Annotated in this window: 10 protein-coding genes; 6 read left to right on the forward strand and 4 right to left on the reverse strand. The window is 38.7% G+C overall.

All coding sequences use genetic code 11. The features are described 5' to 3' along the window. The first annotated feature begins 94 nt into the window (after positions 1-94). The 3 genes from IPK35_00600 to IPK35_00610 all read left to right on the forward strand — a co-directional run bounded on the left by IPK35_00600 (position 95) and on the right by IPK35_00610 (position 2,852). Positions 95-1,435 (forward strand): vanadium-dependent haloperoxidase, encoded by a 1,341-nt coding sequence (locus IPK35_00600; protein ID MBK8051797.1) that lies wholly within the window; start codon positions 95-97, stop codon positions 1,433-1,435. Between the two features lie 179 nt (positions 1,436-1,614). After that, positions 1,615-1,878, forward strand: coding sequence for a hypothetical protein (locus IPK35_00605; protein MBK8051798.1), 264 nt, complete (start codon positions 1,615-1,617; stop codon positions 1,876-1,878). A gap of 320 nt (positions 1,879-2,198) precedes the next feature. Continuing rightward, positions 2,199-2,852 (forward strand): Crp/Fnr family transcriptional regulator, encoded by a 654-nt coding sequence (locus tag IPK35_00610; protein MBK8051799.1) that lies wholly within the window; start codon positions 2,199-2,201, stop codon positions 2,850-2,852. Between the two features lie 199 nt (positions 2,853-3,051). Here the strand turns inward: IPK35_00610 and IPK35_00615 are convergent, their stop codons facing one another. The 3 genes from IPK35_00615 to IPK35_00625 all read right to left on the reverse strand — a co-directional run bounded on the left by IPK35_00615 (position 3,052) and on the right by IPK35_00625 (position 6,787). After that, positions 3,052-4,095: an alkane 1-monooxygenase gene (locus IPK35_00615; protein ID MBK8051800.1), complete on the reverse strand. Its 1,044-nt coding sequence runs from the start codon at positions 4,093-4,095 to the stop codon at positions 3,052-3,054. Between the two features lie 224 nt (positions 4,096-4,319). Beyond that, positions 4,320-6,416 carry a TonB-dependent receptor gene (locus tag IPK35_00620; protein ID MBK8051801.1) on the reverse strand — a complete coding sequence of 699 codons (2,097 nt, stop codon included), beginning with the start codon at positions 6,414-6,416 and terminating at the stop codon, positions 4,320-4,322. Further along, on the reverse strand, positions 6,380-6,787 hold the full coding sequence (locus IPK35_00625) for a carboxypeptidase regulatory-like domain-containing protein (protein MBK8051802.1): 408 nt from the start codon (positions 6,785-6,787) through the stop codon (positions 6,380-6,382). The genes IPK35_00620 and IPK35_00625 overlap by 37 nt, the downstream gene beginning before the upstream one ends. A gap of 358 nt (positions 6,788-7,145) precedes the next feature. Here IPK35_00625 and IPK35_00630 point away from each other — a divergent pair, with 358 nt between their 5' ends. The 3 genes from IPK35_00630 to IPK35_00640 are packed head-to-tail and all read left to right on the forward strand — an operon-like array spanning position 7,146 to position 12,131. Further along, complete coding sequence (locus IPK35_00630; protein MBK8051803.1) at positions 7,146-10,178, forward strand: SusC/RagA family TonB-linked outer membrane protein; 3,033 nt, start codon at positions 7,146-7,148, stop codon at positions 10,176-10,178. Positions 10,179-10,214: 36 nt separating this feature from the next. Then, positions 10,215-11,666, forward strand: a complete 1,452-nt coding sequence (locus IPK35_00635; protein MBK8051804.1) for a SusD/RagB family nutrient-binding outer membrane lipoprotein — start codon at positions 10,215-10,217, stop codon at positions 11,664-11,666. 24 nt (positions 11,667-11,690) lie between these two features. Continuing rightward, positions 11,691-12,131, forward strand: coding sequence for a hypothetical protein (locus tag IPK35_00640; GenBank protein ID MBK8051805.1), 441 nt, complete (start codon positions 11,691-11,693; stop codon positions 12,129-12,131). 382 nt (positions 12,132-12,513) lie between these two features. Here the strand turns inward: IPK35_00640 and folE are convergent, their stop codons facing one another. Continuing rightward, positions 12,514-13,161 (reverse strand): GTP cyclohydrolase I FolE, encoded by a 648-nt coding sequence (gene folE / locus IPK35_00645; protein MBK8051806.1) that lies wholly within the window; start codon positions 13,159-13,161, stop codon positions 12,514-12,516. Positions 13,162-13,361 lie beyond the last annotated feature (200 nt).

A 13,361-nucleotide genomic window follows, 5' to 3' on the forward strand; every position in this document is an offset into this window, starting at 1 on the left:
AAGTTTAGACGGGAGTTAATTTTGCAGGCGAAACTAAAAAACATCAATCATGTTGCTTAAAAACTTTAAGTTTATTTGCTTAATAGCCTTGTCAATGTTTGTATTTTCCTGTTCTGTAGACAATCAGGAAGATGGTAAAACTGAGTTTAGGAAAGTTGCAGAGTATCCCAATGATGTGGTACACGACTGGAATGAAGTATTTTTACAAATCGAAAGATATTCTGCAGGTTTCAGACCAGGTCCTGCACCAAGGGCAGTTGCATATCTCGGCTTATCAGCTTATGAAGGAGTTGTAGCCGGTATGCCTGATTTCAAATCGTTCGATAATTACTGGTCAGGATTTGATGTCCCTGCTGCGGATACTGATAAAGAATATTGCTGGCCGCTGGTGATCAACGCATCTTATGAAAACCTGTTACCTAAGTTTTTTGGAAAAGCGACCAAAGAACAACTGGATTTGATAGCCTCTACATCCAACAGAATCCGAAATGAATACAAAAGTCAGGTATCACAAGAAGTTTTTGACCGATCTGTCAACAGAGGTAGAGAAGTATCAGATGCCGTGTGGAACTACTCCAAAACAGACACATGGGGTCATGATCACTATCTGGACCCTTTCCAAAGATATGACTGGCAAAAAGCATTCAAAAAAGACGGTGACTGGAGACCTACTGTTCCTGGTCCTGGCGCACCTATGGGAGGTGTCTGGGGTAATGCCCGTACTTTCTCATTAAAAGATGATCAGAAACTTTGCAAAAAACCAATACCGTACAGTGCCAATACAAAATCACATCTCTATGCTCAGGCTATAGAAGTGTATTCTCAAAACACACCAACATTATCTTATGAGACGGAATGGGTAGGTGAGTTTTGGAGTGATGATCTGGTCAATTTGACATTTAGCCCTGGTGTAAGATTTTTGGCAATAGGTGATCAGGTGCTCAAACTGGAAAAAAGCAATCTTGAGACGGCAGTATTTATGACAGCTTTAGTTGGTGTTGCTTCTAATGATGCAGGTATTGCCTGCTGGCATTCTAAATATTTCTACAATGTCGAAAGACCGGAAACATACATCAAAAGAGTCATAGATCCAAGCTGGGAGCCAATTCTTGACAATCCTCTGACAGGGGACAAGGGAATATCACCATCATTTCCGGCTTACCCGTCAGGACACTCCACTATGGGTGCTGCAGGAGCTGAAGCCCTTGGCTATATCTTTGGATACAATTACGGCATGACTGACAATTGTCATAAAAACAGATCAGAGTTTATCGGAGTACCAAGAACATTCTCCAGCTTTTATGAGATGGGACTCGAAAACGCATGGTCAAGAGTTCCACTTGGGGTACACTTCAGAATGGATTGTGAAGAAGGTGTAAGATTCGGTACTGAGATCGGACGTGCAACACACAGGTTGCCCTGGAAAAAGAAATAATTGTTGAGTTAGATTATAAAATATCAATCATTAAAATCGGGCATAGATCATCATTTTGGTCTGTGCCCGATTTTTTATATATACGTTTGAGTTAAATAAATCATAACATTTTAAACCTTAATCACTGACATCAATCAAAGTATCAAAATTTTTAATTCATCATCAAAACCAATAAAAAAATGAAAAAAGTAATGATTATTTTGATCTTTATGGGTGCCCTTTTCACTTATGACTCCACTGCACAAAACAGATTGCAGGGTGAAAGAATCGAACAACGCAGAATTGAAAGAAATCAATTCAGAAACGGACCTGAACGAGGAGGACGATGTAAAAAAGCCAAAATCAGACACCATCGTAAAATGCGTCGGATGGCAGCTATAGATGGAAGGGTTACACCAGGAGAAAGAAGGGTATTGAAAAATGAGAGAAGAAGGGTATTTTAAGAATTAAGTAATTCTCAGTATTTTAAAGATTGGATCAGATGAAGAAAATGTTTGATTTATACATCAAACATTTTCTTTGGTTAATGTTAGAGTATGTGTGTATAAAAAACTGCACGAATTCAAATTTTCTTCATCGCTACCCTCATTCCCTGAAGAGCCTGTCAAGTTACGCTTGAGACGACCCACCCAATTCAACCACGTTTCTACCATTTATTAAAAAGAACACTGAAAAAGTGCAATTTGTTATACGCACAGAGTATGTTTAATAGATGGAATTTACTTAATTTAAAATATATTTGCATGATTAAATATAAAATTATATGCCTCCATCATTGGCAACTATCAACAAATCTTGTTTTGAAAAACTTACTGAAAAATTTCAATACCTTTTTGAGCCAGATCTCATCAATGAGATGTGCAATTCCGGCGATATAAAAAGTTACAGGGAGGGGACGATACTTATGGATATCGGTCAGACATTGACACATATGCCATTAGTAATCACAGGCTCAGTAAAAATCATGAAAGAAGATAAGGAAGGCAATGAATTACTTTTGTACTACCTTGAGCTTGGTGATACCTGTGCGGTTACTTTGAGTTGCTGTACCAAGCCTACCAAAAGTTCTATCAAAGCAGTGACGGAAACAGATGCAGAAATACTCTTCATACCAGTAGAAAAAATGGAAGAGTGGATGGTGCGTTATAAATCCTGGAGGAGTTTTGTGCTGGATAGTTACAATTACAGGATGAATGAAATGCTCGATGCCATAGACAATCTTGCTTTCAACAATATGGAAGAAAGACTGTATAAGTACTTGCGCGATAAAGTGATGGTGACAAAAGCATCAAAACTGCATATCACTCACTTTGAAATTGCCAACGACCTGCATTCCTCCAGAGTAGTGATATCCCGCCTCATGAAAAACTTGAAAATGAAGGCCTTGTCATCCAGCACCGCAATTATGTGGAGGTAAAGGAATTTATGTAGTCAGAAAATAATATAGTGAACAGAAAATATTGTGCGAAAAATTTAAATCTCAAGTTATTAATTTTCAAATAATTGTGATTTTTAAATTTTACAAATCATTTTCTGTTGGGTATATACTCTTCTCTGGTGCTTCTGGAGCAAGTTTGTAACTTGTGTCTATACCAATATTTTCAATTTGTGTCTTTTTAACCCAATTGGTACTTCTCAATTTCTTTGTGCATCAGTCGAAACCACAAAGGTGGCACCAATGCCAGAATCATCATACCGGGGTATCCCGTAGGCATCTGAGGGCTTTCATCAAAATGTCTTAAGACCTGATATTTTCTGGTTGCCAGATAATGGTGATCTGAATGTCGGGATAGCTCGAGGAGTACTAATCTGCCAAAAGGGTGATTGGAGTTCCAGGAATGAATGGGTAATGTGCGCTCATACCGATTACCAATTTTTTTTCTGCGTAGTCCATAGTGCTCTATGTAGTTGACTGTTTCAAGAAGCATAAAACCTATATGCGCAGCAGCAAAATACCACAACATGATTGAAAAACCAAAAACAAAGTAAATTACTGCCAGGAAGGAAATCTGAATGACCTGAAACACAATCATTTCATTGCGAAAAGACCAAAATGAAAACCCTGATTTGTTCAAACGATCAATTTCAAGGCGCCAGGCAGATATCCAACTTTCAGTAATCGTCCTTACATAGAATCTATAAATGTTCTCGCCATATTTCGCAGAAGCAGGATCTTCATCAGTAGAAACATTTTTATGATGTCCACGATTGTGTTCAATAAAAAAGTGCATGTACATACTTGTCAATAACAACATTTTGCTCATCAGCTGTTCGTACCAGGTACTGCGATGCCCCAACTCATGTGCTGCGTTGATTCCGAGTACACCACATGACAAACCCATGGCAATGGTCATTCCAATCTTTGATGCTAAAGTCAGATGTTCATCACTGATACTGTATAAAAAATATACCACTGTAAAGTACTGAATCGGAACCAAACTATACAGGAGTAAATCGTAGCCTATATTTTTCAAAGCCATATCTTCTTCGACCTGGGTCATATTTTCAGTAGAGCCTTTGGTAAATAATTCCAGAAAGGGCAGGATACCATATAGTAATATCAGTGCGGTAAATGTCCATATTCCTGATGAAGAAATTGAAAAAATAACCACAACAGGCACAATATAAACAAACAAGTATTTTAACGCCTGGATTTTCATCTGTTTATTTTTTTAATTGGCATTCTCTGAATGCCTGTTTAAAGAAGTCAGATGGTATTGATAACTTAGCTCCATCTTTAGTGTCATCGAACATACGTTTCGCATGAAAATAATCATGACGGTTTGTCTGCTATTGCTCATGCTCATTTCATGTATACTAACTAATGTTTTGTACACACAAAGATATTGTTTTCCAGTCATTTTAAAGAGACAATGGAAAAAAATCAATTATTCTGTCCGGGGCCTTGCTGTTGATTGTCCTGACCCTGTTTCAGGTCGGTATTTTTAACCTTGGTTTTACGCTCTTTAAAGTCCACGTTTCCAAATTTATAACGGAAATTGACTCCAATCGATCGGAAAGGGATGCTGAAAGATGTTCTTTGTACAAAAGCTTCCGTTGCTACATTCGAATTGAAAAACTTATCTGCATTGAAAGGTTCTATCAGGGTGAGTCCAAGACTGGACTTTTTAAATTCTTTTCTGATTCCCATACCATAGATCGTAAATGCCGGGTTGTCTCCCTGGATAGTTCTGACCGGAGACCTGAAGAAGCTGAAAAAATCGGCTTTCAAAGTTCCTGTGATTTTTACCTCACCATTCAGAAACATGTTATATTCGTAACTGTTTCGTGATACTTTTGCACCATTGACGATACCGCTGGCATTATAAGTCGCCAAATTTCCACCTACCCGAACAGTAACAAGTTTTACTGACTTGCTGACAAATGTATTAAATCCAATCGAGTTATTGGTACCAATGTTTTTGAAAGTATTGACCGAAAGACCATTTTTGTCAATGCTCAGAATTTGCTCAATAATACCATCTGTATGTTTATAAAATAAAGATGAGAATGTAGTAAATCCTTTATATGTAAAATTATATCCCAACTCTACCTGCTGAACTATCTCAGGATCGAGATATGGATTACCTTCTACCCTGTTGAGGAAATCAGCATTATTGTTGAATGGGTTGATAAACTGCAGACTAGGTCTCTGTAATCTTTGGCTGTAACCGAGTTTGAGTGTCCTGAAACCTTTGAAAGTACGGCTGATTGTGAAATTTGGTAACAAATTGTTATAACCTAAGCCACTGAAATTGAGTGAATCAAGTACATTGAACCTTCCGGCGATTTCTGTTTTTTCATACCTGACACCAGTGATGACTGAGTACTTCTTGGCTATATTGAATGTCATAGATGCATAGCCTGAATATACATCCTGATCATAATTGAAAGTTTCCTGAAGCGGTTGATAACCTGTAGGAAGTACCAGAACCTGCGTGGTATAATCACTGATGATATTTCGTATGACGGCTTTTGCCCCAGTCTCTAACTTAACAGTCTTCGTAAATGGGTGTGTGTAATCTACCTGAAGTGTTGTTTCGTGATTTGTTCCCTTATTAAAAACTTCTGTATCTCTGTTGAGCAGTTCAAGGCTATGGACTTCCTTTACCGTGAAATCCTGATTGTTGTTTTGTTTGGAATATTGTACACCGAGTGACAGTTCCTGGCCTTCTCTTTTTTCAAATTTTCTGGTGTAATCAGTGTTCCAGTCAAACCCGCCAAAAAAATTATCGCCCGTATTGGTTCTTGTAAATCTATTATTAAGTCCTGAAGAAGGGTCTGTAAGTGTCCCTACTGTTGAACCATCTAAATCAAAACCAAAGCCTCTGAAATTGAATGAACTATTGATGCTGTTGTATCCGTTAAAATCATAAAAAGCACTTACCGATCCATTACCACCCAGACGGCTTGATCTTTGTGTACCATTTGATTCAAACTTTCTGACACCGGATGTTGTATTGTCCTCCCTTAAAAAAGATGAAATACCATCAGCAGGTGTTGAATAAAATAATGCGCCACTTGCGCTTGAACCAAAACGACCTTTTCCAGCATTGAGATTGGTAAAAAGTGTGTTCTGACGATTGCCAATGGATGTATTGATACTACCGGCAACACCTTGGATATCCGCTTTTTTTGTGATAATATTGATAAGACCTGCGCTGCCTTCAGCGTCATACTTGGCTGATGGTGAGGTGATCACTTCTACCTTTTTGATCTGATCTGCAGGAAACATCTTCAGTGCATCAGCCACATTACTCGAAAACATACCCGATGGTTTGCCATTTATGAGGATTCTGACATTTTGTGAGCCCCTTAATGATACATTACCATTGAGATCTACCGATAGTGTAGGCACCTTTCTGAGCACATCTGTCGCATCTCCACCAGCGATGGATGCATCATTTTCAGCATTAAAAACAAGTTTATCAGCCTTGTTTTCAACTAGCACCTTTTGTTCTGTAATTTCCACAGCATCCATATAATACTAGTGGATGCCAGTTTGATATGTCCTATATTGACATCAGGGTTCTTTAAAGTAGTTTCGACTGCAGCAACTTTTTTCTCTGTATAACCCAAAAAGGAAAAATAAATATCATATGATCCTTTGACTACATTTTCAAATTTGAATGTTCCGTTTTCTTCAGACAATACACCATCCTGCAATATGGTGCTCCCTTTTTTCTTTAATGATATGGTGGCAAACCCTACCGGCTGCCCTGAAAGAGAGTCCACTACCTTCCCTTCTATTTTTCCTTTGATCACAGGTGCTTGGTTACCTCCCGCGCCGGGAAATTGAGCAAAAATGGAAAAAGTCAATAATGTTAAAATAAAGCTAAGTTGAAGTTTCACGATTTATGTTTTGTTTAAAAATTGACATTAAAATGACAAAAGTCGGTAAATGTTTAAAGTTTACTCAAATAAATAGATGAATGGACTGAATTTAAAGATGAAATGAGCATAATCAGTAACACACAAAACGTGATGAATATTTTTCATGCGAATTCCATCAGGCCTTAATAACAGGTCGCCAAAGGTGACCAAACTAAATTTAAACAGATGAAACGCATAAAATGGGGAAAAGCATTAATTTATATGGATTTATTACATTTACTCTTGATAAAAAATTGGTTTTAAATTTACAATTATTTAACTTTTAACTTTACATTTGCCAGCATTAAACAATTTTATCACCAAAATTCTATCACATATGAGATACTCTTTACTTATTTTTGTTTTGTTGCTTAGTGCCTTACAGCTATCGGCTCAAAACATCTCAGTATCCGGCAAGGTGGCCTCTGCACTGGACGATGAGGTCCTGATCGGAGTCAATGTTACCATCAAAGGTACTACCTCCGGAACCATCACCGACATAGATGGTAATTACTCACTATCAAATGTACCATCTAATGGAACGCTTGTTTTTAGTTATGTGGGTTTTGAAAGAAAAGAAGTACAGGTAAACAGTCAGACTGTGATCGATGTCAGCATGTCCAACAGTAATGTACTTAATGAAGTGGTTGTTACATCCTTTGGCATAGCCAAAGACAAAAAGGTACTGGGCTACGGCTCTCAGAAAGTTTCAGGAGAGGAGCTTATGAGGTCAAGTCAGACGAATGTGGTCAATGCACTGCAAGGCAAGGTCGCCGGGGTCACTATCAACAGTGCCGGCGGAGCTCCCGGAGCCGGAGCCAATATCAATATCCGTGGGATCAACTCCATCGGTAGTGGCAACGACAACCAACCTCTGTTTGTTGTAGATGGGATCATCATCAGCAATGCTACCAATGCAGGTAATGTGCTTCCATCAGCCGGTAGTAATGCTGTAAATAGCAATGAACAGTTTATGAACACAAACCGCGCCGCAGATATCAATAATGACGATATCGAAAGCATCAACATACTGAAAGGAGCAGCCGCAACTGCGCTGTACGGTCAAAGAGCATCCAACGGAGCAGTCATCATAACTACTAAAAAAGGAAAAGCCGGTAAGACCAACATAACATACTCCACCTCATATGGTGTTCAGAACGTAGATAAAGTCCCTCAGGTTCAAAAATTATATTCTCATGGTATTACTGGACTTGCCAGGACTGGATCCATACCAGTATTCCAGCAGTATGGTCCGCCAGCATTGGCCAGAGATACATTTTATGAGCATTTCAGGGATTTCTTCCGCACTGGGAAAACTGTAAATCATTCCTTGTCTTTTGCGGGTGGATCAGATAAAACGAGTTTTATAACATCAGCTTCTTATTTTAATAATTCAGGCATCACTTACAACACAAGTTTTCAACGTATCACCACTAAGTTAGCTGCCAGTCATCAGATGACAGACAAATTTAATGTAGGCGGTCAGATCAATTTCGTTAACTCTAAGGGTGTCAATCCTGCTTCAGGTGATAAATCTATATATAGTTCATTGTCCTTCTGGTCTCCTTCATTTGATGTAAATGACTATCTGAAGGCTGATGGAACTCAGAAAAATATCACCGCCGGTACAATCGACAATCCAAGATACCTTGCTGAAGTAAGTCCACAGACATCTGATGTCAACAGACTATTTGGAGATATCAATCTTAATTATAAATTTAATACATGGCTAAGCGCCCGATATCAGATCACCGCAGATTACTACAATGATAAAAGGGTAAGGGTAGTACCTCCCGATCTTGATCTGGGTACACAGGTACGTGGATTTATCACAGAAGAAGGAATCAATTCTACAGAGTTGAATTCCAATTTTATATTAACAGCTGACAAGAAGCTAAACGATGATTTTAATCTGAATGTTACAGTGGGCAATACCATCACAGACATCAAAGGAGAGTCTTTAGGTGCCAGGGGTGAAGGATTTATTGCTCCCGGATTTTTTAACATCCTGAATACTTCCAATGCCTTCATACGCAAAACCAATTCGTTGAGAAGAATCATAGGTGTGTTTGCTGACGCAAGACTGGATTATAAGGATTACCTGTTTTTTAATGTCACGGGACGTAATGACTGGTCATCTACCTTACCGGCTGACAACAGGTCGTTTTTCTATCCGTCTGCCAGTATTTCATACATACTTACCAACTCTATACTTAAGGAAAACAGCACTGTAAATTATGCAAAACTGAGAGGATCTGTGGCTCAGGTTGGAAAAGATGCCAGCCCTTATCAGATTGGTTCTTATTTTGCACCAGTACCAGGCTTCCCGTTCGGGACTATAGGGGGATTCAGGAGAGATCAGGACATAGGCAACTATGATTTGTTGCCTGAAATCACCACGGAGTCAGAGATAGGTATCGAAACAAGACTATTTAAAAACCTGATTTCACTGGAAGCAAACTATTTTGTGAGAAACAGTAAAAATCAGATCATTGATGTACCCATCAGTAATGTCATAGGATATTCCAGATATACCACCAATGCCGGTGTGATCGTCAATCGCGGGGTTGAAGTACTTTTGGGAGTGAGGCCTCTGAAAGGAGCTTTTCAATGGGATGTTGACTTCAACTGGACCCGTATCAGAAACAAGGTGAAAACTATGCCTGAAAATCTTAAGGAGATCACTTTTTATGATCAGGGCCGATCAGCACTCAGAATCGTAGAGGGTGGATCTATGGGGGACCTGTATGGATATGAATGGCAAAAAAATGCTAATGGAGACGTTTTGATAGGAGCTACAGGACTACCTACTCTGGATCAAAGCAAATATATCAAAATAGGCAGTGCACTCCCCGACTGGTCCGGGGGTATGAATAATACGTTTTCATACAAAGGTTTGGTCCTGAATATCCTGCTTGAAGTAAGACAAGGTGGAGATGTGGTAGATCTTGGTGAAATGAACGCTATCAGAAACGGTACTACCTTGTTTACAGAGGATCGTAATAAGATGGTAATATGGAAAGGTGTGACAGCAGATGGCAACCCAAATACCATACCTGCCCTTTTGGATGAAAATACCTATCGTGCCTTTGGTATCAATGCACATCATTCATTCAATATACAGGATGCGTCATGGTTCAGGATCAGAAATGTAAATTTCTCTTACGATATACCCAAGTCGGTCTTCGGCAGAACTTTCAAATCTGTCAGAGTAGGTATTTCTGCCAATAATGTATTTTTGTCAACACCATTCAGAGGATATGACCCTGAAGCCCTTGCTTTTGGATCAGGATCCAACCTGATAGGTTTTACGGGCCGAAATACTCCCAATACCAGGAATTTTAACTTTAACCTGAGTGTTGGATTTTAATTAACGAACATTTTGAAATCACAAAATAAAAGAAATATGAATAATTCAATTTTTAGAACGGTCATCTGGGTTGTGATGATTTTTGCCGTCACGGGGTGTGAAAGTTATCTGGGTGGCGATACCAATATAGATCCTAACAAAACCAATGATGCCAGCTTAAATACGCTGACACCTACTATATTATTTTACTCTGCCAACTCTACCGGGAGTGCTGCTACGGTTGCAAATTCTTACATACAGCACATAGGCAGTCTGGTGGCAGCTGGTACTGACTCACATCTCAGAAGTACATTTGACGGAGCGTGGATCAATTTGTATCTGAATATCATCCCCAATGCCAATGCCATGATTAAGAAGGCAGAGAGCACAGGTTCTCCTTTTTACAGCGGTCTTGCTAAAGTTGTCATTGCCTATAATCTGGGGCTAGCTACTAGTATATGGGAGAATGTACCCTATAAAAGCTCAGACAATCAGCTGACGGATTTTGCCCCCAAATATGACACACAGGAAGAAGTATACAAAGATATACAACGACTACTCGATGAAGCTATCATAGATCTGAGCAAAACTGAATCATTGTTTAAGCCGGGCACAGATGATATCGTATTTAAGGGCAATATAGCCAACTGGCTCAAAACGGCCAATACGCTGAAGGCCAGGTATTTGCTGCATACATCCAAAAAAACCGGAGCTGCGTCTTATGCGGCTATACTGGACGCGCTGAACAAAGGTATCAAATCCAACGCAGAAGATTTTCAGCTAGTATATACAGACAGAAATTTTAATCCGTGGCATGCTACAGCTTTGGCCAATAATACGGGAAACTTAACAACAACCTTCGGCGGCCAGTTTATGAATTTAATGAATGGTACCGTACAGGAAGCTGTTGACCCAAGAGTATCGTTGTTGGCATGGAAAACATCTACTACTGACCCGGTATTTAAGGGAACCAATCCCGGCACAGGCGGCGGAGCTAATACCACTTACAATGACAGGACAGTATTTTTTGGATGGAACTTCGCACTTTTAGCACCAATGCAGATGGTCACCAATGCAGAAGCAAGATTTATTGAAGCTGAAGTCAGATTTTTGCAAAACGGCAGTAAAGGAAATACAGAGTCATACAATGCTTATCTGGATGGTATCAGGGCTAATATGACCAAGATAGGAGTGACTGCAGCAAATATTACTACTTTCACTACCCATCCGAAAATTGCAGTAGGTGCTGATAAGCTTACCATTAGCAATATCATAACTGAAAAATATAAAGCATTGTTTCTCAATCCTGAAGCATGGACTGACCTTAGGAGATATGATTACAGCAATACCGTCATTCCTGGTCTTGCATTGCCGGCCAACCACAATCCTGACCTGAAGGGCAAATGGATTCAGAGAGGTTCTTATCCGACATCAGAAACATCAAGAAACTCTGCAGTGGCTACCCAAAACTTCAAGGATCTGGATGCCAAAATGTGGATTTTTAATTAATTAATAAAAGTAAAAAGATAGAAAATGAAGAATTATATAAATATTGTTTGCCTTTTTGTGCTCACCCTTTCGCTGGCGAGTTGCCATAAGGAATATGAGCCAACAGGTGATTTGTTTGATATATTGGGTGATGTCGCACAGGTTTCGTCTATGGTATCCCCAGTTTCCACGGCTGATGCCAATAGTACCATCAATCTTACGATCAAATGCCATGCCCTCAATACTGAAATCAAGGAGCTGAAGTTTTATCAGCGGATAGGGACGACAGGCACCTATACATTCACACGAAGTGTGGCTTTTGCCCCTAATTTTTCGGAAGCGGAGAGAGTACATGTGCTCACTGTACCGTATACCGTGCCTAATGAAAAAGGAAAATCATTTAGCCTGCAGGTAGAGGCAGTGACGGCCAACAATTTAGTATCGGCCAGAAGGACACTCAGCCCTACCAATGTTACAATAAAATAGAATAAATAAAATTTGACTAATAAAAAAAGCCCGAAAATATATCTTCGGGCTTTTTTTGTTAGTTCAATTTACCAACTTCTTGGGTCAATAAAACATACAATCGTTTCCACAAACGTTTGTTTTTAATTTGCTATATTTGAGGAAACAAAAATTTTATATTTTATTAATTCTACTTTGTCATCTTCAAAAATCTAAGTCAATTACACTTTCATCAAAATGTAATCAACCGGAAACCTGATAATTTTTGATAGTTAAAGATAAATGTATGGGTAAATTAGGGTCACAACTGTTGGGTTAACCCAACAGTTTTCCAATCAATCGGAAAGTCCGTATAATTTGACAAAATAGAATTAATCATAATTACATTTTGACCCTAAATATTTCAAATATATTTAAAGAATTCTGACTTTTTTGATTCATCCATAAATTTTCCTGAATAAGACGATGTGACTGTACTGGATGAATTATCCTGAACACCTCTGGAAGAAACGCATAAATGTGTGGCTTCTATCACCACCGCCACATCTTCAGTTTGGACAGCTTTTTTAATTTCTTCTGCAATCTGAATGGTTAATCTTTCCTGCACCTGCGGTCTTTTGGCAAAAAACTGTACGATACGGTTGAGCTTGGACAAACCTATTACTTTACCACTTGAAATATATGCAACATGAGCTTTACCGATTATAGGTACAAAATGATGTTCACAATTGGAGTAGAACGTGATATCTTTTTCAACCAACATTTCATTGTATTTGTATTTGTTGTCAAATAATTTGATGTCTGGTTTATTTTCAGGATTTAGGCCGCTAAATATCTCTTTGACATACATTTTGGCCACACGATAAGGTGTTCCTTTGAGACTGTCATCTGTCCTGTCCAATCCAAGGATGTCCATGATTTGTCCAAAATGATGCTCGATTTCCATAATCTTTTGATCATCAGATTTATAAAAAGCGTCTGACCTCATGGGAGTATCTATGCTTGTGAAAATGTGATCATCTCCATCCATTTCATACCTTTGAGTAGGCATGTGATGCTCCGAAGAATAAAAGTAGTCATCCGGTTTATCTATTTTAAGTTTTTGGGGTTTTGCTGCTATGGTATTCTGCATTTTTTATATTTTCCAACAGTAACACCGGCAAGTATATTTTGTTTAACTTATGTGAAGATATAATTAAACAATATAAATAAATGAAGTACTTCTTTTTTCACTATTTACCCCATCATTCG

It is taken from the genome of Saprospiraceae bacterium, from assembly GCA_016713025.1.
Classification (GTDB): Bacteria; Bacteroidota; Bacteroidia; order Chitinophagales; family Saprospiraceae; genus OLB9.